This is a genomic window from Deefgea piscis (assembly GCF_013284055.1).
In the GTDB taxonomy this organism is placed as follows: domain Bacteria; phylum Pseudomonadota; class Gammaproteobacteria; order Burkholderiales; family Chitinibacteraceae; genus Deefgea; species Deefgea piscis.
Genome location: NZ_CP054143.1, coordinates 1,446,037 through 1,467,714 on the forward strand (window position 1 = coordinate 1,446,037; position 21,678 = coordinate 1,467,714).

The 21,678-nt window shown below is 49.5% G+C and carries 19 protein-coding genes; 11 read left to right on the forward strand and 8 right to left on the reverse strand.

Annotated features, from left to right (window positions below):
- Positions 1–54: 54 nt before the first annotated feature.
- On the forward strand, positions 55–2,826 hold the full coding sequence (polA, locus tag HQN60_RS06975) for a DNA polymerase I (RefSeq protein WP_173532963.1): 2,772 nt from the start codon (positions 55–57) through the stop codon (positions 2,824–2,826).
- Between the two features lie 390 nt (positions 2,827–3,216).
- On the opposite strand, the gene pdxR is transcribed toward polA, so the two are convergent.
- Positions 3,217–4,641, reverse strand: a complete 1,425-nt coding sequence (gene pdxR / locus HQN60_RS06980; protein ID WP_173532964.1) for a MocR-like pyridoxine biosynthesis transcription factor PdxR — start codon at positions 4,639–4,641, stop codon at positions 3,217–3,219.
- Between the two features lie 446 nt (positions 4,642–5,087).
- Here pdxR and HQN60_RS06985 point away from each other — a divergent pair, with 446 nt between their 5' ends.
- From HQN60_RS06985 to HQN60_RS07000, 4 genes are read left to right on the forward strand one after another with little or no spacing between them, the layout of a single operon-like run.
- Positions 5,088–5,501, forward strand: coding sequence for a hypothetical protein (locus tag HQN60_RS06985; RefSeq protein WP_173532965.1), 414 nt, complete (start codon positions 5,088–5,090; stop codon positions 5,499–5,501).
- 53 nt (positions 5,502–5,554) lie between these two features.
- On the forward strand, positions 5,555–5,992 hold the full coding sequence (locus HQN60_RS06990; RefSeq protein ID WP_173532966.1) for a rhodanese-like domain-containing protein: 438 nt from the start codon (positions 5,555–5,557) through the stop codon (positions 5,990–5,992).
- A gap of 1 nt (position 5,993) precedes the next feature.
- Entirely contained in the window at positions 5,994–6,602 is a 609-nt protein-coding gene (locus HQN60_RS06995; protein WP_173532967.1) for an FMN-binding negative transcriptional regulator, read from the forward strand.
- Entirely contained in the window at positions 6,589–7,320 is a 732-nt protein-coding gene (locus tag HQN60_RS07000; RefSeq protein WP_173532968.1) for a GNAT family N-acetyltransferase, read from the forward strand. The genes HQN60_RS06995 and HQN60_RS07000 overlap by 14 nt, the downstream gene beginning before the upstream one ends.
- 7 nt (positions 7,321–7,327) lie before the next feature.
- Here the strand turns inward: HQN60_RS07000 and HQN60_RS07005 are convergent, their stop codons facing one another.
- The 3 genes from HQN60_RS07005 to HQN60_RS07015 all read right to left on the reverse strand — a co-directional run bounded on the left by HQN60_RS07005 (position 7,328) and on the right by HQN60_RS07015 (position 10,092).
- Positions 7,328–8,200, reverse strand: coding sequence for a DMT family transporter (locus tag HQN60_RS07005; protein WP_173532969.1), 873 nt, complete (start codon positions 8,198–8,200; stop codon positions 7,328–7,330).
- Positions 8,201–8,432: 232 nt separating this feature from the next.
- Positions 8,433–9,257: an undecaprenyl-diphosphate phosphatase gene (locus tag HQN60_RS07010; protein WP_173532970.1), complete on the reverse strand. Its 825-nt coding sequence runs from the start codon at positions 9,255–9,257 to the stop codon at positions 8,433–8,435.
- Positions 9,258–9,654: 397 nt separating this feature from the next.
- Complete coding sequence (locus tag HQN60_RS07015) at positions 9,655–10,092, reverse strand: DciA family protein (protein WP_173532971.1); 438 nt, start codon at positions 10,090–10,092, stop codon at positions 9,655–9,657.
- A 14-nt stretch (positions 10,093–10,106) separates the two neighbouring features.
- Between HQN60_RS07015 and HQN60_RS07020 the strand changes: the two genes are divergently transcribed.
- The 3 genes from HQN60_RS07020 to HQN60_RS07030 all read left to right on the forward strand — a co-directional run bounded on the left by HQN60_RS07020 (position 10,107) and on the right by HQN60_RS07030 (position 14,784).
- A complete protein-coding gene (locus HQN60_RS07020) occupies positions 10,107–10,985 on the forward strand; it encodes a M23 family metallopeptidase (RefSeq protein WP_173532972.1) in 879 nt (292 codons plus the stop codon).
- Positions 10,986–11,205: 220 nt separating this feature from the next.
- Complete coding sequence (gene secA / locus HQN60_RS07025) at positions 11,206–13,947, forward strand: preprotein translocase subunit SecA (protein ID WP_173532973.1); 2,742 nt, start codon at positions 11,206–11,208, stop codon at positions 13,945–13,947.
- 201 nt (positions 13,948–14,148) lie between these two features.
- Entirely contained in the window at positions 14,149–14,784 is a 636-nt protein-coding gene (locus HQN60_RS07030) for a LysE family translocator (RefSeq protein ID WP_173532974.1), read from the forward strand.
- A 29-nt stretch (positions 14,785–14,813) separates the two neighbouring features.
- On the opposite strand, the gene HQN60_RS07035 is transcribed toward HQN60_RS07030, so the two are convergent.
- Entirely contained in the window at positions 14,814–15,674 is an 861-nt protein-coding gene (locus HQN60_RS07035) for an LpxL/LpxP family acyltransferase (protein WP_173532975.1), read from the reverse strand.
- A gap of 128 nt (positions 15,675–15,802) precedes the next feature.
- Positions 15,803–16,678, reverse strand: a complete 876-nt coding sequence (locus tag HQN60_RS07040) for a lysophospholipid acyltransferase family protein (protein ID WP_173532976.1) — start codon at positions 16,676–16,678, stop codon at positions 15,803–15,805.
- A gap of 83 nt (positions 16,679–16,761) precedes the next feature.
- Between HQN60_RS07040 and metK the strand changes: the two genes are divergently transcribed.
- From metK to ahcY, 3 genes are all read left to right on the forward strand, one after another.
- Positions 16,762–17,934 (forward strand): methionine adenosyltransferase, encoded by a 1,173-nt coding sequence (gene metK, locus HQN60_RS07045; protein ID WP_173532977.1) that lies wholly within the window; start codon positions 16,762–16,764, stop codon positions 17,932–17,934.
- Positions 17,935–18,006: 72 nt separating this feature from the next.
- Positions 18,007–18,414 (forward strand): hypothetical protein, encoded by a 408-nt coding sequence (locus HQN60_RS07050; protein WP_173532978.1) that lies wholly within the window; start codon positions 18,007–18,009, stop codon positions 18,412–18,414.
- A 194-nt stretch (positions 18,415–18,608) separates the two neighbouring features.
- Positions 18,609–20,024 (forward strand): adenosylhomocysteinase, encoded by a 1,416-nt coding sequence (ahcY, locus tag HQN60_RS07055; RefSeq protein WP_173532979.1) that lies wholly within the window; start codon positions 18,609–18,611, stop codon positions 20,022–20,024.
- 56 nt (positions 20,025–20,080) lie between these two features.
- Here ahcY and HQN60_RS07060 read toward each other — a convergent pair whose 3' ends face one another.
- Both HQN60_RS07060 and HQN60_RS07065 read right to left on the reverse strand, forming a co-directional pair.
- The gene (locus HQN60_RS07060; protein WP_173532980.1) at positions 20,081–21,166 is read right to left on the reverse strand and encodes a tetratricopeptide repeat protein; all 1,086 of its coding nucleotides are present in this window, start codon (positions 21,164–21,166) and stop codon (positions 20,081–20,083) included.
- Positions 21,167–21,336: 170 nt separating this feature from the next.
- On the reverse strand, positions 21,337–21,588 hold the full coding sequence (locus HQN60_RS07065; protein ID WP_173532981.1) for a YfhL family 4Fe-4S dicluster ferredoxin: 252 nt from the start codon (positions 21,586–21,588) through the stop codon (positions 21,337–21,339).
- Positions 21,589–21,678 lie beyond the last annotated feature (90 nt).

The following is a 21,678-nucleotide window of genomic DNA, read 5'->3' on the forward strand; positions in this document are numbered from 1 at the left end:
GCGTATAATGTGGGCTGCAATCCCCATTCTTACAACAGTATAGAGAATTCTCGCATGGCAACGCTGCTTTTAATCGATGGATCATCTTATTTGTATCGCGCTTTCCATGCGATTCGAGATTTAACCGCCCCCGATGGTACACCTAGCAATGCGCTGTATGGCTTTGTGAATATGTTGAAAAAACTGCGTCAGCAAACCCCAGCTGATTATATCGCGTGTGTGTTCGATGCCAAAGGACCGACGTTTCGCGATGCACTTTATGATCAATATAAAGCGCAGCGCCCATCGATGCCCGATGAGCTACGCGTGCAAATCGCGCCGATTCATCAAGCCGTGGCCGCGTTTGGGATTCCGATTTTGATGATCAATGGCGTTGAAGCCGACGATGTGATCGGTACCTTAGCGCGCGAAGCGAGCCGCCAAGGCATTACGACCATTATGTCGACTGGCGATAAAGACATGGCGCAATTGGTGGATGAATACGCGCGAATCGAAAACAGCATGACTAGCGAAGTGCTACGCCGCGATGAAGTGTTTGCCAAATTTAATGTGTGGCCCGAGCAAATCGTTGATTATTTGGCATTGATTGGCGACACCGTGGACAACGTGCCGGGCGTGCCAAAATGCGGCCCAAAAACCGCCGCCAAATGGTTGGCTGAATATCAAACCCTCGACAATATCATCGCTCACGCTGATGAAATCAAAGGTGTAGTGGGACAAAATCTGCGTGATACCTTGCCGTGGTTGCCGATGGCCAAAGCCTTGGTCACGATTAAATGTGATGTGGATTTAAGCGCCGAAATCCCGCAAGGCATGGCCGATTTAGTGCCAACGAGCGAAGACAGCGCGACCTTATTGGCGCTGTTTAAGCAGTTTGGTTTTCGTAGCTGGGTACGCGAATTAGAAAGTCGCGCGCCCGCAGTTAGCAGCGGCAGTGATGATTTATTCGCAGAAAAAACCGCAGGTATTGCTACCCAAGTAATAGCAGAAGAGGCGCCGATTGAAATACCTGCCGCACCCATCATTGAGCGGCATTATGTAACTATTCAAACCGCAGCGCAGCTCAGCGATTGGCTAGCCAAAATCAATGCCGCAGCAATCACCGCTTTTGATACCGAAACCACCAGCCTAGACGCCATGCAGGCGCGCTTGGTGGGGATGTCGTTTTCGGTGACTGAGGGCGAGGCGGCGTATTTGCCCTTGGCGCATTGCGGCCCAGATCATGCCGAACAACTGCCGTTTGATGAAACCTTGGCTTTGTTAAAACCGTGGTTAGAATCAAGCCAGCACGGCAAAGTTGGGCAAAACCTGAAATACGATCAACATGTTTTAGCCAATTACGGTATTGAGCTGGCGGGCATTTGTGATGACACTTTATTGATGTCTTACGTATTGGCCAGCCATGAAAAGCACAATATGGATGATCAAGCGGAACGAGAGCTCGGTGAAACCACGATTAAATACGCTGATATTTGCGGTAAAGGCGCCAAGCAAATTGGCTTTGCCGAGGTCGATGTTGATACCGCCACTCGGTATGCGGCCGAAGACGCTGATATTACTTTGCGCCTGGCGCATACCCTTAAGCCACGGTTAACCGGCCGCTTGCTTGAAGTCTACCGCGACATCGAAATGCCATCGCGCGATGTGCTGTACATTATGGAACGCAACGGCGTATTGCTTGATTCGGCTTTATTGCAAAAGCAAAGCCACGAGATTGGTTTGCGCTTAATTGAATTAGAAAACCACGCTTACGAGCTGGCAGGTCAGCCGTTTAATTTGGCGTCACCCAAGCAATTGGGCGAAATCTTTTTTGAAAAACTGCAATTGCCAGTGATTAAAAAAACCCCGAAAGGCGCGCCATCCACCGACGAAGAAGTGTTGAGCGAATTGGCCAAAGATTATCCCTTGCCCAAAGTGCTGCTCGAGCATCGTAGTTTGTCGAAATTAAAATCCACCTATACCGACAAACTGCCGTTAATGGTGAACCCAAAAACGGGCCGAATTCATACCAGTTTTAATCAAACCGTTGCAGTTACTGGGCGTTTGAGCTCGTCCGAGCCGAATTTGCAAAATATCCCGGTGCGAACTGCTGAAGGCCGCAAAATTCGCGAAGCGTTTATCGCGCCAGCGGGCAGCAAAATTGTTTCGGCCGATTACTCGCAAATCGAGCTGCGGATTATGGCGCATTTATCTAACGATGCCGCGATGCTCAAAGCGTTTGAACAAGGGCAAGACATTCACAAAGCCACTGCCGCCGAAGTGTTTGGCATTGCGCTGGACGAAGTGAGCAGCGAGCAGCGCCGTTATGCCAAATCGATTAACTTTGGTTTGATTTACGGCATGGGCGTGTTTGGTTTGGCGCAGCAATTGGAAATCACCCGCGAAGCGGCCAAAACCTTTATCGAGCGCTATTTTAATCGCTTTTACAGCGTGGCCGATTATATGGAGCAAACGCGGCAATCGGTGCGCGAGCTAGGTTATGTCGAAACCGTGTTTGGTCGCCGGTTATGGCTGCCCGAAATCAAATCGAGCAATGGCGCCAAACGCGCCGGTGCCGAGCGCGCGGCGATTAACGGCCCAATGCAAGGTACTGCCGCTGATTTAATCAAATTGGCAATGATTGCGGTGGCCAAGTGGTTGGATGCCGAACAATTGCAAAGTAAGTTATTACTGCAAGTGCACGATGAATTGATCTTGGAAGTGCCTGAAGCCGAGTTGGAATTGGTGACGCGCAAGCTGCCCGAAATCATGGCCAGCGTGGCGCAACTCAAAGTGCCGTTATTGGCCGAAGTCGGCGTGGGCAATAATTGGGAAGAGGCGCATTGATTTTGTTCGGCGTATTGCTCGCGCAGCGCTAAGACGCCGGATGCAATGAAAACCGCCAGCAATGGCGGTTTTTTTTATGTGCGAAATGGCGCGGATGTAAAGCGCTGTAAGGGCGGGTCGTGACCCGTGCTGAACTGCAACATCCAGTCCTAAGCCGCAATCGATCCGAATTCGATGCAACCGTAGGGGGCAATGAGCTTTCGCCAATTGCACCGGCTTTGGCGTAAATTGAACCGATCTTGGTGCGGATTGCTCAATGCTTGAATCTCATTGGCTTGGGTTATCTACCCACGGTAATTTGGCGCAATTCGCTTCGCTCATTGTCGCCAGCATGGCTTGCCATCGTTGTTTTTAAGATGCAGCTGGCTTTATATTGAATAAAATCTTCAATCAAAGACATTTTTTGAGGGTATCGACTGCTGAGTTAATTTGAATATTACTCAGCGATGCATACCCTAACAGCCAGCCGCTTTTTTTTCTTTCCCCCAAATAAAATTGCGACAGTGGTCGTAGCGCGAGGCCTTGCGCTTGGCCGGCTGCGGTCCATTGCGGTTCGCGGTGATGGTCGACTTCAACTGCAAATTGCAAGCCGCCGTTCACATTAACGGTTTGAATCAGCTCAGAGAGTGGTTGCAAGGCCGTGAGCAATAAATCTCGGCGGCTACGATAGAGCACGCGCATTTGCCGGATATGGCTGGCGAAATGCCCTTGGTGCATAAAATCGGCGGTAACAGCTTGCGCCAGTTGCGGTGTATGGCCGTCAAACGCGGCGCGCGCATTGACAAAGGCCGGTATTAAATCGGGCGGTAAAACGAGATAAGCGATGCGTAATGATGGAAACAGCACTTTGCTAAAGGTGCCGATATAAATCACGCGGCCTTGCTGATCTAGCCCTTGCAGGGCGGGGAGTGGGCGCTGCTCGTAGCTAAATTCGCTGTCGTAATCGTCTTCAATAATCCAGGCATGGTGCTGGGCAGCTTGCTCGAGTAAGGCCATGCGGCGGGGCAAACTCATTGTTACCCCAAGCGGGTATTGATGTGAGGGCGTTGTGTAGATTAGCTTGGGTGGCGATAGGGTGCTGGAAATCTCGGTGTTGAGACCATCGTGATCGACCGGTGCTGGAATGATTTTTGCGCCCGCCGAGAGCAGCGCGTTGCGTGCGCCCAAATACCCTGGTTCTTCGAGCCATACGGTGTCATTTGGATCAATCAGTAATTGGGCAATTAATTGCAGTGCTTGCTGCGAGCTGGTCAGCACTAAAATTTGCGCCGCATCACAAACCACGCCACGCGATTGCGCCAAATAGCCGGCAATGGCTTCGCGTAGTTCGGGCAGACCTTGCGAATCGCCATAACGCATCAAGCGCTCGCCGTCTTTTTTCCAGCGCTGTTGGGTCATTTTGCCCCACAACTCACGGGGAAACGCGGCAGGGTCGGGTTGGCCCGCAGTAAAAGCGGTGAATGGCGAGGTGGCATCGCGGCAGGTGCCGGCCTCAACCATCATTTTCCCGCGTTGTGATAAACCTGCGGCGGTTTTGCGCGGACGAGCTGGCTTGGGCTGCGCGGCAATGGCGACAAAACTGCCAACGCCCACTTGGCGATGCAGATAGCCTTCGGCCTCTAATTGCGAAAAAGCCAGCTCAACCGTGCTGCGTGAAATCGCCAAATCGGCTGCCAGCACGCGGCTGGCCGGCACTTTGCTTCCCAATGGCAAATACCCCGCCAAAATCGCCTTGCGTAAAGTTCGCGATAATTGTTCATACAGTGCTAAATCAGGTTGCGACTCGGCGGCAAATAAAGTGGGCAATGCGGACATTGGTCTGGCCTAGTTGGATAAATTGGTCTGTAGCAAAAGACCATTATGCCGTTATAGTAAATTGCCTAGGGTCTGTTGATGTTTAGTTTGCCAACCGCGTTTGCGCGGATTTTGGCCTGAGGCAAGGCACGAAGCGCGTAGCGTAGTCATTCTACGCCAGCGCTTTGTAACGCAGCATCAGGCCAAAATCCGCCAAACCCTGCGGGCTGGGCGCTTTTCGCGGCGACTCTGTGTTGTAGCAAGCTCACATAGAATGACTATGCATCGCTTACTACGCCTTGATTCGCCGCGAAAAGCACTCCAGCGCGGCGGGAAACCAAACGTCAACAGACCCTAGGTAGTTTGGTCAGCAGCAGTGTTGGTTTCTTGACTTGAATCTGAATGTTGACTGCTTTGATCGCAGTGCGCGTTGGCGCTTGCGAATGATTTGATTAAAGGAAATCAGCGTGCGGGATGTTTTATTGTTGGTGCATTTTTTGGGTTTGGTGCTTGGAGCAGGTTCTGGCTTTGCGTTGTTTTTTATTGGCCATTTGGCGCAGCGTTGGCCAGCAGAGGCTAGGCGCGAGACGATGGTGCGCTTGTTTGCGCTGCGCTATGCCTCGTATGTTGGTTTATTGCTGTTAGTGCTGTCGGGCGGCGCTTTATTGCGGCCTTACAGCACACAGTTAGCGCAGATGCCGTGGCTGTGGGTCAAAGCGCTTGCGGTCACGGTGATTGTGATTTGTGCCGTGCTCGGGGTATGGCGGATGCGACAAGTGCCGCAGCAACCGGCGGCGTTATTGCGCTTGCCGATATTGGGTAAAGTCAGTTTGGCCGCCAGTGTGTTGGCGATTTTGGCTGCGGTAATGGCGTTTTCTTAAGGGCAGCGGTTTGCTGAGTGATTGGGTGCTTAATGATCAATGGGGAGAGAAAAATGAGTGCAGTATTAGCCAGTGGTTTAGCAACGGCGAGTGAGTCAGCGCAGTTTTTTGCCGCGCAATTGCAGTTTCGTACTGATGCCGCGGATTTGGCGGCGGATTTAATCGCGGCTCAAGCACAGATTGTGGTGATTGATACGCGCTCAACGGCGGCGTATCAGGCGGGGCATATTCCCGGCGCTGTGAGTGTGCCCCATCGTACGATGACTGTTGAATCCACCGCCAATTGGGATCGTCAGCTGGTATATGTGTGTTATTGCGACGGTATCGGTTGCAATGGCTCGACATGGGGCGCGTATAAATTGGCCAAGCTGGGGTTTCAGGTGAAAGAACTCATCGGCGGTTTGCGCTATTGGCAGCAAGATGGTTATGCCGTAGCGACGGGCGATGCTGCTGGGGTATTGATGGCTAACACAATTGATTGCGAGTGTTGATATGTATACCCCTCCACATTTTGCAGTAACAGATCGTTCGCGCTTATTACATTTAATTGCGGCACATCCGCTGGCGAGCTTGGTGCAATCGACCAAGGCTGGGCTGAGCGCCAATGTGATTCCGCTGTATTGGGTGGATGATGGCTCTGAATTGGGCGTATTGCGTGGTCATGTAGCGCGAAAAAATCCGCTATGGCAAGAGGCCGATTCAGCCATATTGGCGCTGTTTCAAGCGGGGAATGGCTATGTGTCGCCGTCATTTTATCCAAGCAAAGCGAGTGATCCGCGCGTGGTGCCAACGTGGAATTATGCGCTGGTGCAAATCAAAGGGGCTTTACGCGCCATGGACGATACGGCTGAAGTTCGCGCCATTGTGTCGCACATGACGGCGCAGCATGAAGCTGGGCGCGAACGGCCTTGGCATATCGACGAAGCACCGGCGGATTTTATGCAAAAAATGCTGGCGGCGATTGTGGGGATTGAAATCAAGATTGAACAAATTAGCGGTAAATTTAAGCTCAGCCAAAATCAAAGCGCAGAAAATCAAGCGGGGATTGCCGCGCAATTGGCGGCGCCTTGGGCGCGAGGAATCATCGATGCCAATCAATGAATTTAACCAGCCGGTGGGTGACATCGTTGCCGATTGGCAGGGGGCGCCTTTTCCGCCATGGCGGGTGTTGCAAGGTTGGGGTTGCCGCGTCGAGCCACTGAATGCGGTGCAACATGCCGCCAGTTTATGGCAGGCATTTAGCGCCGATAGTGGCGCCTTATGGACGTATTTTAGTGCTGGCCCGTATGCTGATTTGGTGGCGTTTGAGCATGAATTAAGCCAGCGCGCACAGCTACAAGACCCGCAGTATTACGCGATTGTCGATGCGCAATCGGGGGCGGCCTTGGGTTTGGCGGCGTATTTACGCATTGCGCCGCAAGCGGGGTCGATTGAAATCGGCTGGCTGCATTTTTCGCCGGCGCTACAAGGCACGCGCTTGGCCACTGCGGCGATGGTATTGCTGATGCAAAACGCTTTTGCACTGGGCTATCGGCGCTATGAATGGAAGTGCAATGCGCTCAATGCGCCATCACGGCGAGCCGCGCAGCGTTTAGGTTTTAGCTTTGAAGGGATTTTTCGGCAAGCCGCCGTGAATAAAGGCCGCAATCGAGACACCGCATGGTTTTCGGTGATCGACACCGAGTGGTCGGCTTTATCGGCGGTGTTAATCGCTTGGTTAAATGACGACAATTTTGCCGCCAATGGCCAGCAAAAACAGTCGTTATCCACGCTAACTTGGCCCTTAGTGGCTCAGCGTGATCCAATTAGCGCGGCATAAGCTCAAGCTATTCGCTGATGGGTATTGCTGGCACTAGCGCAATCAGCAATGCGGCCAGCAAGATACCCATGCCACCTAGCCACTGCACCATGGATAAATGTTCGCCCAGTATCAATGCGGCGAGTAACACGCTAACGACGGGCTCTAAGGTCGACAGCGTTGCCGCTTCGCTGGCGGATAAATAATCTAAACCAGCCAAAAAGGCAAAAATCGCCACCACCGTTGAAATTAAAGCAATCGCCACCGTCGCCGACCAGCTTGCCGTCGTGGTTGGCCAAGTGGGGCTGCTCCAGAGTGTGCTTAGCCACAAGCTGCCCGCTGCTGACAGCATCACCACAGTGGCGGCCGGTAAAGCACCGACACTGCGGCTTAATCGGCTACCAGCAATGATATAGGCGGAATACACCACGGCGGCAGACAGACCAAAGACGATGCCTAGCCATTGTCCATTGGCAGGGCCAATGGTGAGCATCAGACTAAAGCAAGCTAAACCTAAGGCGGTCAGCGTATACATCGATAGTTTTTCTTTCCACCACCATGCACAGGCCAGTGTGACCAATACGGGATACACATAGAGTAGCAAAGCCGCTAAAGCAGCCGAGCCGTGACGGAGCGCGGAAAAATAACAAAAAGCTTGCCCGACATAAGCAACCCCACCCATGACCATCAGGCCGAGCAAAGTGCGTCCGCGTGGCCATGCTGCTCGGCGTATTAGCATAATCATGAGCATGACTAAACCGGCGAGCGTAAAGCGAATCAGCAGTAAGCCTTGGGTATTGATGCCGCTATCGAAGGCCCAACGACCAAAAATCGGCATCCAGCCAAAAGCCACGGCGGATAAAATAATCAAGAAAATACCGTTACGGCGCTCAATAGTCATTGAATGTGCGGCAAAAGTGAACAATCAACGAGTATGTCAAACAAGCATGCCAAATGACTAATTGACGACGGCGGTTGTTGTAACGGCGTATGGCGTAATCAAAAAAAATCCCGCCATGGTTGGCGGGATGAGTTTGAAACTAGACCGAGGGTTCTCGTCGCGGACTGCGACGGTAAAACCGCTGTGCCGCAGGCAATTAAACCCAGCAACACGGCAGCTGAATAATGGCCAATTAAGCCGTCCAGTTCACCAAACCAAAATACCACGTGCCCAATACCACTAAGCCAAAGGCGATGCGATACCAAGCGAAGACGATAAAGGTATGTGTTGAGATGAATTTGATTAAGGCGCGGATGGCAATAAAGGCGAAAACAAATGACGCTAAAAAGCCCACGGCAAACACGCCAAAGTCGTCCATGCTCAGCTCATTACGGTGTTTGAGTAGGCTATAAATCGACGCGGCGCCAAGCGTAGGAATCCCCAAAAAGAATGAGAATTCGGTCGCCGCTTTGCGCGATAGGCCTAAAAACATGCCGCCAATAATGGTTGCGCCCGAACGGCTGGTGCCGGGAATCAAGGCCAAGCATTGGCAAAGACCGACTTTGATGGCGTCTTTCAGGCTGATGTCGTCCACCGTGGCAACGGTGATTTTATGCTGGCGCTTTTCGGCCCATAAAATAATCAAACCGCCAATGATAAACATGCTGGCAACGGGAATCGGTTGAAATAAATGCGCTTTAATCGTTTTGCTAAATAACAAACCCAAAATGGCCGCAGGAATAAAGGCAATGACGATGCCTAAAAATAAATTGCGCTCATTGCCCGGACGCTGAATGCCCGATAGCGTGGTGCAGAGTTTGGCGCGGTATTCCCACATCACGGCCATCATCGCGCCAAGTTGAATAAAGATTTCATAAACGTCACGTTTCTCTTTGCTCAAAAAATTGAGCAAATCGCCAGTTAAAATCAAATGACCGGTCGATGAGATTGGCAGGAATTCAGTAATCCCTTCAACCAAACCCATGATGAGGGAATGAAATAATAAAATCGGATCCATGCTGGTGCTCAGTGGGTTGATAGATGGGGTGGGATTATAAGCGGCTGCGGGGGTGATATTGTAATTTGTCGGTAAAAATATCGCAGCATCGATTTTCTGTTGTGATGGCTTGCCATCTGGCGTGAATGCGGAGCTGGTTTAGCTCGACAGGATGGCGATCAAAGCTTGAAGGTTTCACTACTCTTTGTGAATATTTACACCAGACTTGTTAAAGTCTATCTCTGTCCCCAGTTTTGATAGGGAGAGTGCAAGGCGTAAATACATTTTGTTCATCTCCTCCCTGATTTGATCGGGCACCTTGGGTGCCCGTTTTTTTTGCCTGTTATCTATAGCATCGGCCAATCATCCGACATGGCCGTACAGGGCTACAGACACTTAACAATGAGCCCAGCAGATTTTAGCGGCGATGATGTTTGAGCAGGCTCGCTAGCGCGGCTTTGAGTGCAGGATCATCGACTTTTTGACTTAGCTCATCAATCGCTGTTTGCGCTGCCTCAGGGATTTGTAAGTTCTTGGTTTGAATCGGGTTTCCATGTTGTAATGCAACTTGCACCTTGGGCTTAATTGCGGTAGCGTGCCAACCGGCCGCGTCTAATGCGCGCAAAATATCCGGCGCAGCTTGTCGTAGGCGCGTTCCGGCAGCGCTAAAGGGCACGGCGATCATCAGCTCAGTGCCGGCCCAAGCGACGCCTTGGCAGACATTGGCCACTTCGGGCGGCAGCGCGCCGCGAACAATGTCCAAAATTTGATTGAGTGTGTCGACCTGTTGCACCAAACGTTTGAGTTGAAAATCACGATGGAGCAAGCGGTCAAATGAGGGGTTTTTATGATACATAAGCAGCGCATCGTATGAATATCATTGTGGTTTCCAGTCGTCTTGATAAAGCGATTTCACTGGGGCAGCGAGAACTCTTGGCTCTAGGTTTAATTTTAACGCTATTAGTCGGTGCTGCGGCATTTGGTTTAGGCATGCTGTTTGCGCCCAATCGCGTGGAACCTTTATTGCGTTTAATGCCGGGCCAACATGCGCGGCAGGGTGAAATCGACGCTTTGGCGGTACAAGTCGGTGAATTACAGGCTAAGTTAACGCGTTTGGATGGTTTGGCGGCGCGAGTAGGGGACAAAACCGGTATTGATGTACAACCGTTTTTAAGCCGCAATGCCGTGCCGCAAGGCGGTTTGGCTGCGCCAGGTTCGTCGTTTACTGTGCCGAGTTTAGCGCAAATATTAGAGCAAACTTCAGGCAAAATGTCGGCGCTGATTGATCAGCTGACTTTGGCTGAAGCGGTGTTATTAACACCAAATTCTGAGCATTTACCACGGCATTCTCCAATGCTAGCGCCACCGCAATCATCGAGTTTTGGCTGGCGAGTTGACCCATTTAATGGCTCGCAAGTGTTTCATGAAGGGGTGGATTTTCAGGGCAGTACCGGAACGCCTGTGAGTGCCGCCGCGACAGGCAAGGTGGTGTATGCGGCTTACCACCCTCAGTATGGTAATATGGTCGAGCTTGATCATGGTAATGACTTAACCAGCCGCTATGCCCATGGCAGCCGCTTGATGGTGAAAGTAGGGGATGCGGTAAAGGCGGGAGACCCTGTGATTTTATTGGGTAGCACCGGTCGATCAACTGGGCCCCATTTGCATTTTGAAATCCGCTATCGTGGTGTTGCCCAAAATCCGCTGCGATTTATCGATTCTAATTCGTCAGCATTGGCGCAAAAATAAAGCGAAGTCGAGCAGGTGCTGTTCTACTTAATGGTCTAACCGATCGTCATCATGCTGATGGTGGCTTTGCGGGGCTGATTTTTTGCCCGTGTATTTAAGAAATTGATTGTGGCTTGAAATTTTGTAAGCATGTAACCATATAGCTTTAATAGCTTGATAAAACGCCGATGTATTTATTTATAACTAAAGTCTGCAAAAGACCAAACGCTGGTAGCACAAGATGATCTCAACTCTGCTTAAAAAAGTTTTCGGAAGCCGTAACGACCGTTTGCTCAAACAATACGGTGTCATCGTAAAGCAGATTAATGCGCTTGAGCCACAGATGGTGGCTTTGTCGGATGAGGCGCTGCGCGCAAAAACCGATGAATTTAAGGCACGTCTAGCGAAAGGCGAAACCTTAGATCAAATTTTGCCCGAAGCTTTTGCGGTGTGCCGAGAAGGTGCGAAACGCAGTTTAGGTTTACGTCATTTTGATGTTCAGCTGATTGGTGGCTTGGTTCAGCATCAAGGCAAGATTTCCGAAATGCGTACCGGTGAAGGTAAAACGCTAGTCGCTACTTTGGCGGCGTATTTAAATGCATTGTCTGGCAAAGGCGTTCACGTGATTACCGTGAATGATTACTTGGCCAAACGTGACCGCGACACAATGGCGACATTGTTCGAATTTTTAGGTATGACGTGTGGCGTTAACTTGGGCCAAATGGCACATGAAGACAAAAAAGCCGCTTACGAATCCGACATCACTTACGGCACCAATAACGAATTTGGTTTTGATTATCTGCGCGACAATATGGTGTTTACAGTGGCTGAGCGCGTACAACGCGGCTTGAATTTTGCCATTGTCGATGAAGTGGATTCGATTTTGATCGACGAAGCACGTACGCCGTTGATTATCTCTGGCCCAGCTGACGACAATACCGATTTGTATTTGGCAATGAATGGCATTCCAGCGCAATTGGTCGCACAAACCGTTGAAGACGGCGAAGGCGATTATTGGGTTGATGAAAAAGCCCATTCAGTGATGTTGTCTGAAGCTGGCCATGAAAAAGTAGAAGCTATCTTGGGTGAAATGGGCTTGTTGCCCGTTGGCGAAAGCTTGTATGGCGCTGCCAATATCAATTTAATCCATCATTTGAATGCCGCATTGCGCGCTCACACCTTGTTTGTCAAAGACCAGCACTATGTGGTGATGGATGGCGATGTAATTATCGTTGACGAACATACTGGCCGTTTGATGTCGGGTCGTCGTTGGTCAGAAGGCTTGCATCAAGCCGTTGAAGCCAAAGAAGGCGTGGAAATCCAGCAAGAAAACCAAACGCTGGCCACCATTACCTTACAAAATTACTTCCGTATGTACGCTAAATTATCGGGTATGACTGGTACCGCCGATACTGAAGCGTATGAATTCCAGCAAATTTATGGTTTGGAAACCGTCATTATTCCAACCAATAAACCCATGCTGCGCGATGATCGACAAGATCAAGTGTTTAAAACCGCCAATGAAAAATACAAAGCCATTATCGCCGATATTAAAGGCTGCGCAGAGCGCGGTCAGCCGACATTGGTGGGTACCACATCGATTGAGCAATCGGAATTACTCTCGGGTATTTTGACGGCCGATGGCATTGCCCATAATGTATTGAATGCCAAACACCACGCCAAAGAAGCGCAAATTGTGGCGCAAGCCGGTAGCGCAGGCCAAGTCACGATTGCCACCAATATGGCCGGTCGTGGTACTGATATTGTGCTCGGCGGTAGTATTGAGCGTGAAATTAAAGAAATCGAGCACGATGAGTCACTCGATGCCGCAGCCAAAGCCGCGCAAATTGCTGCTTTGAAAGCTGAATGGCAAATTAAACACGATGCAGTGCTGGCCGCGGGTGGTTTGCACATCATTGGTACTGAACGCCATGATTCACGTCGTATCGACAATCAATTGCGCGGTCGTTCTGGTCGTCAAGGTGATCCTGGCTCAAGCCGTTTCTACTTGTCGCTGGAAGACACGTTATTGCGTATTTTTGCCGGTGATCGCGTTGCCTACGTGATGGATAAGCTCAAAATGCCAGAAGGCGAGCCGATTGAAGCGGGCATGGTGTCACGCGCCATTGAATCAGCGCAACGTAAAGTCGAAGGTCGTAACTTCGATATGCGTAAACAATTGCTGGAATACGATGATGTATCTAATGAACAGCGTAAAGCCATTTATGGCCAACGCAATGAAATTCTAGAAAGCGAAGAAGTCTCAGCAACGATCAACGCGATGCGTGATAGCGCGATTGCGGATATGTTTGATCAACATATTCCACCGAATTCGATGGATGAATTGTGGGATGCGGCTGGTTTGCAAGCGGCCTTGGCTGAAATGCAAATTGAAGTGGATATCACTGGCTGGGTAGCCAATGAAACCACCTTGACCATTGATGATATGAAAGCGCGTGTTTTGGCCGCTGCCAAAGCCGCTTATGACAGCAAAGTTGAACAAGCGGGTGAAACCAACTTCCGTCATTTTGAACGCTCAGTGTTGTTGCAGCACGTTGATCAGCAATGGCGTGATCATTTGTCAGCGCTGGATCATTTGCGTCAAGGGATTCATTTGCGCGGTTACGCACAAAAAAATCCGAAGCAAGAATACAAACGTGAAGCGTTTGAATTGTTCTCTAGCTTGCTCGATTCAATTAAGCGCAATGTGTTGAAAGTGATTATGACGGTGCAAATTCGTGGCCCAGAAGATGTGCCAGAAGTGCAGCAGCATGAAGTGCCAGAATCAGCGATGCAATTTTCGCACGAAGCATTAGAAGAAATTCTAGCTAGTGGCGACGAAGAACAAATTCGTCAAGCTTTGATGGCGGCGATGCAAGAAGATAGCGGGGTAAAAATCCAATTCTCAGGCGTTGGCCGTAATGATTCTTGCCCATGTGGATCTGGTAAGAAATACAAACATTGTCATGGCCAATTAGCTTAAGCCATTGATTTAAAAAATCCCGCGGTTATCGCGGGATTTTTTTTTGCACTAAAAATTTGTATTTGTATTTTAATTGGATTGAATGATCGTGATTAGCTATAAAAATTGACCTTGCCGAGATGGTCGTTTTTAATGGGGAGGTAATTTATATTGCATATTTGCAGTATTGCTCTTGGATTAACAATAGACCGAGGTAAATGAATGTTTGGGATTCATGATTTAGGCTTGTTTATGATTTCGGGTTTATTGCTCAATATGGCCCCAGGCCCGGATTCATTATTAATCGTCACGCGTAGTGCGGCGCAAGGCTGGCGCGCGGGATCGGCTGCCGCATTGGGAATCGGTAGCGGTACATTGATTCATATTATTGCCGCGGCTTTAGGTTTATCCGCGATTTTAGCGACTTCGGCCACTGCATTTTCAGTTGTGAAATATATCGGCGCGATTTATTTATTGTATATCGGCATTGGTTTATTACTGAGTAAATCAGCGGCAGTAACATCGGTTGATGACGTCGTATTAGCGCCTTTATCATTACGGCGTATTTATGTGCAGGGATTTTTGACTAATGTATTTAACCCTAAAGTAGCGATTTTCTTTTTGGCTTTTGTGCCACAATTTATTAGCCCGCAAGCGGAAAATAAAGCCCTCGCCTTTATTCTTTTGGGCTGTATTTTTAATTTAAATGGCATGCTGTGGTGCCATTTACTTGCAGTGACTTCCGCCATGGCCAGCCAGCGTTTGCAAGCGAGTCGCGCAGTGAGTCAATGGTTAAATCGACTCATCGGTGCGCTATTTATTTCATTTGGGATTAAATTGGCCTTGGTTGACCGTTGATGCGTTTTTGTTGGGGATTGCAGGCAGAATTAATAAAAACTCGCTTCGCCCTCAGGCCGCGTTTTAAAGCGCCGGTGTAGCCAATAATATTGGCTTGGGTGTTCACGGGCGATGTCTTCGATAAATTGATTCATGCGCGTGGTGTCGGCGAGCATATCGCCGCTCGGAAAGTTCTCCCAAGCTGGGTAGTAGCGCGAAACCACATGGCCTTTGGCGATGGTGGTAATGACGGGCACGACAGCGGCATCGGTCATTTCGGCGAGTTTACCGAGCATCGGCAAGGTGGCGGTAGGGATGCCAAAGAATGGCGCGAAAATCGATTGCTGCGGCCCCATATCTTGGTCGGGCAGATAATAAAATGGCAGTTTTGATTTTAAAGTGCGAACAATCGAGCGGATGCCGGCGCTGCGTTTAATTAGTTGTGGATTATTGTAGCGCGAGCGGATTTTCAGGCTGATTTCATGAAATACACCGCGCTGTTCGGCGTACATACTACTGCCTTGATGATCCATGATAAAACCCATGCCGCCAAAATCGAGCCCTAAAAAATGCGGGACTAACATAATGATCGGTCGATCTTGAACTACCGTGAAGTTTTCAAAGTCCTCGATATGTATCAGTCTGCGTAGCCTGTTTTTACTGCCGTGTAGCAAGATACTGTAGCCCAGCAATGTACTGGTCATTTGAATAAAATGCTGGCGCAGCACGCTACGGCGCTGGTTTTCTGTCCATTCTGGAAAGCATAAACGCAAATTGGTGAGCCCGACTTTGCGGCGGCCACTGACGACGAAAAAGAGTAGCGATCCCAATGGAATCGCAATCCATTGCATCACACGAAATGGCAATAAATGCAGTAACCAAAGTAGGGCGATGGTGAGTTTAAGTTTCATGATGACTCCGAGCAGCGCGTAGATGGTGCCGCGCTGAAAAATACAATCCATCCCCATCGGTCTTTGCCAGTGCGCGGTGAGCACTGCCGTGCTGGTGCGGGTTGTGGATGGATTTAGACAATTGCAAGTTACACAGCATCGGGCGGCAAGGGTGCGCCTGCTGGGTGTTTGTAACGGCTGTAACTCCAGAAATATTGCGCTGGCACTTGGCGGATCAGGTCTTCCAGATTTTGGTTGAGCACTGTGGCGTCGTGCTCATTATCACCATTGAGTTCGCCGACAAACGGTTGCACATGAAAACGATAGCCTTTGCCAATGCCAAGGCGTTCGACATAACACGGCAAAATAATGGCATTGCTCGATTTTACTAATTTAGACAACAAGGTCATGGTGTAGGCAGGGCGACCAAAAAATGGCGCCCAAACGCCTTCACCGCCACCCGGCGCTTGATCGGGTAATAAGTACGCCACACCACCCTGCTTAAGGGTTTTAAGCAAAACACGCACGCCAGAGGCATTGGCTGGCGCAGGTTCGGCACCACTACGCGAGCGTGAGTAAATCATCAATGGTTCAAGATAAGCTTGTTTAGGTGGGCGGTATAACGGTGCAAGCTTTTTAGGGATTAAGCCAGCAACACATACCCCAACCATTTCTAGGGCGCCTAAATGTGGTGAAACAAAAATAATCGGTCGCTCGGTTTTGAGCGCCGCTTCGACGTGTTCCCAGCCGGTTTTTTCGTGCACCAGTGCGAGCAGCTCAGGAATCGGTCGCATCCAATGCGCCAACAGTTCGGTGGCCGCGATCCCGTGCTCAGGAATACTTGAGCGAAGTAATCGGGTATAATCCATACTATTTTTCGCAATCGCACTTTGCGTGAGGTTGCTACGTAGGACTTTGCGATGGTGGGCACTGCCCCACCAGACAAGCCAGCCGAGCAACCAACCGAGCGCTTGCAGTAAGGGCAGCGGCAATTTAGCCAATAATTTGCAGAACGTAAGCAGCATAATTCGATGAAAACTGTGATTTAAGGCCTGATTGTAGCTGCGATTGGCTCATTTGGGGTCATGTAACCGAGGGTAATACACGAATGAAAGACTTTTTATTTACTTCTGAATCTGTTTCAGAAGGCCATCCTGATAAAGTTGCCGATCAAATTTCGGATGCAATCTTGGATGCCATTTTCACTCAAGACAAACATGCTCGCGTTGCGGCAGAGACTTTAGTCAATACCGGTTTAGTGGTTTTGGCGGGTGAAATCACTACGCATGCCAATGTCGATTACATCCAAATAGCGCGCGATACCATTAAGCGCATTGGTTATGATCATTCGGACATCGGTTTTGACTACAAAACATGTGCGGTTTTGGTGGCCTACGATAAGCAATCACCGGATATTGCCCAAGGTGTGAATGAAGGCGAAGGCCTTGATTTAGACATGGGTGCCGGCGATCAAGGCTTGATGTTTGGTTATGCCTGCGATGAAACAGCACAATTGATGCCAGCGCCAATTTATTACGCGCATCGTTTGATGCAGCGCCAAGCTGAACTTCGTAAAGATGGCCGTTTGCCATGGTTGCGCCCGGATGCGAAATCACAAGTGACGCTGCGTTACGATGGCGAAACCGGCAAAGTGAAAGAAATCGACACCATCGTGTTGTCGACGCAACATCATCCCGATGTATCACACGCGCAATTGACCGAAGCGGTGATTGAAGAAATCATCAAGCCAGTCATGCCAAAAGAATGGCTGACGGCCAATACCAAATTCTTGGTCAACCCAACTGGGCGTTTTGTGATTGGCGGCCCAATGGGTGATTGTGGTTTGACAGGTCGTAAGATCATTGTCGACACCTACGGTGGCGCTGCGCCGCACGGTGGTGGTGCTTTCTCGGGTAAAGATCCAAGTAAAGTGGATCGCTCGGCCGCTTATGCGATGCGCTATGTGGCAAAAAATATCGTCGCTGCTGGTATTGCTAAGCAATGCTTGGTGCAAGTGTCATACGCCATTGGTGTGGCGCAACCGGTGTCGATCATGGTCGATACTTGGGATACCGGTGTGATTCCAAACGATAAAATCGTCGACATTATCAAAGAAAACTTTGATTTGCGTCCGAAAGGCATTATCAAAATGCTCGATTTGCTGCGTCCAATCTATAGCCGCACTGCGGCGTATGGTCATTTTGGCCGTGACGAACCTGATTTTTCTTGGGAACGTACTGATAAGGTCGAACAGCTCAAAGCGGCAGCTGGCTTAAAGTGATACAAAGAGGAATTCGCACTCTACCCATTGGGGCGAGTGCGGCTTCCTCTTTTTTTTGCTTGGAGTTTAGCGATGACCGTTATTGCGCGTTTAGTTCGTCCTGCTGAGTTAGCTGCTGTTAAAGCGTATGCCGATACCGCCCGACTGGGTGAGCCTAGTTTGGCTGATTTATTGGTGGTGGCTGAAATCGATGCTCGTTTTGTCGGATTAGTTCGCTTAAGCCACGAGCGTGGCGAGTTAATATTACATGGCTTACAAGCCGATCATCCCGAAGCACCCGCATTATTAATGCAAGATGCATCTCGCTGGATTGCCCATCAAGCTTGCTGGGCACTGGCGCAAGCGGTGGATACCGCCCTCTTGGCTGAGCATGGTTTTATCGAGCCCAGCATCACATGTCCTGAATTTCTGCTAGAACTAAAAGCAAGTCGCGAAACTGGCGATTGTGCATTGCAAATCTTACATAGAGCTGCAAAATAGTCTGGTATTTCTATTGCCATCTCGCCTTCATACCTGCTGCCATTGAGGTGTACTTATTCGCCTAAGCAGGTCGGTCGTCGGTTGTTCGGCTACTGCAGCTTTACATACTGTAATGGTATAGCAATGTAGACCTTTATTCATAAAGGCTGCGTAGCTATACCTTGGATTTGCTTTTATTTTTAAAAGGAAAACCAATGACTCAGTTTACCGATTTTAAAGTGGCCGATTTATCGTTAGCAGCATGGGGCCGTAAAGAGCTCACCATTGCTGAAACCGAAATGCCGGGTTTAATGGCGGTGCGAGATGAATATCGGGCTCAGCAACCGCTCAAAGGGGCGCGAATTGCGGGCTCTTTGCATATGACAATCCAAACTGGCGTCTTGATTGAAGCCTTGCAAGCATTGGGGGCCAAGGTACGCTGGGCCTCTTGTAATATTTTTTCCACCCAAGACCATGCTGCAGCCGCTATTGCGGCGACCGATACGCCGGTATTTGCTTTTAAAGGTGAATCGCTCTGTGAGTATTGGCAATTTACCCATGAAATTTTTGATTGGCCTAACGACGCTAATGGCCAGCCCCAATACGCCAATATGATTTTGGATGATGGTGGTGACGCCACTTTGTTATTGCATTTGGGGGCGCGTGCCGAAAGTGACCTGAGTGTTGTCAGTCAGCCCAGTAATGCTGAAGAAACTGTCCTCTACACCGCAATTAAAGAAAAAATTAAGCGAGACCCCAAATGGTATTCAACGCGTTTAGCGGCGATTCGCGGCGTTACTGAAGAAACCACCACCGGCGTGCATCGCTTGTATCAAATGCATGAGCAAGGGAAATTGGCTTTTCCTGCGATCAATGTCAACGACTCAGTGACCAAATCCAAATTTGATAATCTGTATGGCTGCCGAGAATCCTTGGTCGATTCAATCAAGCGCGCGACGGATGTGATGGTGGCCGGTAAAGTGGCCTTGGTGCTGGGTTATGGCGATGTGGGCAAAGGTTGCGCGCAGTCGCTGCGCGGCCTTGGGGCAACGGTGATGATTACCGAGATTGACCCCATTTGTGCACTACAAGCCGCGATGGAAGGCTATCGCGTGGTGACTTTGGATGACGTAGCGGATCAAGTGGATATTTTTGTTACGACGACCGGGAATGTCAGTGTCATTGCGCATGCCGATTTATTGCGCATGCGGCACAACGCCATTGTTTGCAATATCGGCCACTTTGATTCTGAAATTCAAGTGGCGAGTTTGCGGCAATACGAATGGGACAATATCAAGCCACAAGTGGATCATGTGGTGTTTCCGGATGGCAAACGCATCATCTTATTGGCCGAAGGCCGCTTGGTGAATTTGGGCTGTGGCACTGGCCATCCTTCGTTTGTGATGAGTAATTCTTTTGCCAATCAAATCTTGGCGCAAATCGAATTGTTCACCAAATTGGATCAATATCCAGTTGGGGTGTATGTATTGCCCAAGCATTTGGATGAAATGGTCGCGCGTTTACACTTGAAGAAAATTGGTGCGAAACTGACTGTTTTAACCGATGAGCAGGCGGCGTATATCAATGTGCCGAAAGAAGGGCCGTATAAATCCGCGCATTATCGCTATTAAAGCGCGCCTAACGATCGGTGGCGCTGCTTGGCAGCGCTGCCTGATCGAGGCTATTGCTATTGATGCGTGTTGTAATTGCCTGAGTTTGGGGTCGTTTCCAGTTGCTCGAGCTGCAGTAGCAAAGCCTTTAACTTATCGCTGCTGAGTTGCTGACGTAGGTTGATGCTTTTTATTTCTTCGTAAATGGCAAAGTGTTGTTGCCAATGCGTAAATTCCAAATCAGTTTGGCCACTGGCCGCGTAGCTTTTGGCTAAACCGGCATGCGCGAGTTGGACGAGATATTTTGCTGGGATTTCGGTCGCGGTATCGAGCGCTTGCTGCATAAAATATTGGCTGGCATGCGTTTGTTGTTGTTCTAAATGCAGCTCACCGAGCGCAATCATATTGACGACTTTTCCCCAGTGATTGCAACTGCGTGCGCTGAGTGCGAGTGCTCGTTCTAATTGCCGTTTCGCCAAGTCTTGATGACCTGCTTTGCGTAATAAATGCGCACGATAGTAATGTAGTTCAGGTTCAAATTCACAAAATGGCAGTTCAATTAACAGCGCTTGGGCTCGATCTAGTGCTGATTGAGCCGCGGCATCATGGCCCAAATGTAATTGGGCTGCGGCGACATTGATGTGATGGCAAATATGTAGGTTTTTGTCGCTAATTTGCGTCAGTAGCGGTGCTACTTTTAAGTGTGTGGCGAGGCTACTGGCTAAATCTTCACTAATAAAAAACAGTTTACCCAGCCCGATATAGGCTCGAGCCATGCCTTCAGGCCATTGTTGGGTTAATGAGCGTTTTAACAGCTGCAACCATAAATCCATGGCTTTGGCGTAGTTGGCGATGTCATAGGCAACATCAGCATGGCAATCAATGGCGGCGAGCCAGCTTTCATCATCGGCATTGTGGCGTGCCAGCTGAGTTGCAACCTCGGCCATATGCTCGCGTACACCTTCAGCGACGCTGGGTGTTGCACGAAAAGCTAAGGCAATAAGTAAAGCGGCTTGTGTTTCAGCGCGAGCATCGTTAATGCTTTGGGCGCGAAAAGTAATAAATTGAGCTAAACGAAGGGTTTCGGCGGGGTCGGTATACACCAGAGCGCGTGCAATGAGTAGCATTTGCTCGATTTCGGCACGTAAATCATAAAAACCCACTCTGTTCTCCTGCTGCCTAAAACCGCTGCGGCATCAGTACAGGGTTGTGCATCGTTAAGCAAAAATTGTCTTACGTGATGATTTGCTGCGCGGTTGATCCGCTGAAATTTTGCGCATCATATCGCAAATAAAAAGCGGGCCTAAGCCCGCTGATCTGAAATTATGACTACTTAAGCTTGACCTGAAATAATCAAATATTTGGCTTGAAGTTCTTCTTTGCTTTCTTTGTGTTCTGGATCGAGCGGGATACAGTCAACTGGGCAAACTTGTTGGCATTGTGGCTCATCGTAATGGCCAACACATTCGGTACAGAGATTAGGGTCGATGACATAAATCTCTTCGCCTTGTGAAATGGCGCTATTTGGGCATTCCGGTTCACAAACATCACAGTTAATGCATTCGTCGGTAATAATAAGTGCCATGATTGACAATTCCTTAGTAAAATAGTCAAGTATTCGATATGTGGGGATTTTCCCACTTTCGGGCCTAAGTCACAACCCTAAGTGTTTTGA

What these genes read in the sequence shown, in the direction of transcription:
- pdxR (WP_173532964.1), bottom strand. Translation starts at nt 4,641, where the DNA reads ATGTCCGCATTGCCCACTTTATTTGCCGCCGAGTCGCAACCTGATTTA.
- HQN60_RS07035 (WP_173532975.1), bottom strand. Translation starts at nt 15,674, where the DNA reads ATGAAACTTAAACTCACCATCGCCCTACTTTGGTTACTGCATTTATTG.
- HQN60_RS06990 (WP_173532966.1), top strand. Translation starts at nt 5,555, where the DNA reads ATGAGTGCAGTATTAGCCAGTGGTTTAGCAACGGCGAGTGAGTCAGCG.
- polA (WP_173532963.1), top strand. Translation starts at nt 55, where the DNA reads ATGGCAACGCTGCTTTTAATCGATGGATCATCTTATTTGTATCGCGCT.
- HQN60_RS07040 (WP_173532976.1), bottom strand. Translation starts at nt 16,678, where the DNA reads ATGCTGCTTACGTTCTGCAAATTATTGGCTAAATTGCCGCTGCCCTTA.
- secA (WP_173532973.1), top strand. Translation starts at nt 11,206, where the DNA reads ATGATCTCAACTCTGCTTAAAAAAGTTTTCGGAAGCCGTAACGACCGT.
- ahcY (WP_173532979.1), top strand. Translation starts at nt 18,609, where the DNA reads ATGACTCAGTTTACCGATTTTAAAGTGGCCGATTTATCGTTAGCAGCA.
- HQN60_RS07000 (WP_173532968.1), top strand. Translation starts at nt 6,589, where the DNA reads ATGCCAATCAATGAATTTAACCAGCCGGTGGGTGACATCGTTGCCGAT.
- HQN60_RS07005 (WP_173532969.1), bottom strand. Translation starts at nt 8,200, where the DNA reads ATGACTATTGAGCGCCGTAACGGTATTTTCTTGATTATTTTATCCGCC.
- HQN60_RS07010 (WP_173532970.1), bottom strand. Translation starts at nt 9,257, where the DNA reads ATGGATCCGATTTTATTATTTCATTCCCTCATCATGGGTTTGGTTGAA.
- HQN60_RS07065 (WP_173532981.1), bottom strand. Translation starts at nt 21,588, where the DNA reads ATGGCACTTATTATTACCGACGAATGCATTAACTGTGATGTTTGTGAA.
- metK (WP_173532977.1), top strand. Translation starts at nt 16,762, where the DNA reads ATGAAAGACTTTTTATTTACTTCTGAATCTGTTTCAGAAGGCCATCCT.
- HQN60_RS07015 (WP_173532971.1), bottom strand. Translation starts at nt 10,092, where the DNA reads ATGTATCATAAAAACCCCTCATTTGACCGCTTGCTCCATCGTGATTTT.
- HQN60_RS07020 (WP_173532972.1), top strand. Translation starts at nt 10,107, where the DNA reads ATGAATATCATTGTGGTTTCCAGTCGTCTTGATAAAGCGATTTCACTG.
- HQN60_RS07050 (WP_173532978.1), top strand. Translation starts at nt 18,007, where the DNA reads ATGACCGTTATTGCGCGTTTAGTTCGTCCTGCTGAGTTAGCTGCTGTT.
- HQN60_RS07030 (WP_173532974.1), top strand. Translation starts at nt 14,149, where the DNA reads ATGTTTGGGATTCATGATTTAGGCTTGTTTATGATTTCGGGTTTATTG.
- HQN60_RS06995 (WP_173532967.1), top strand. Translation starts at nt 5,994, where the DNA reads ATGTATACCCCTCCACATTTTGCAGTAACAGATCGTTCGCGCTTATTA.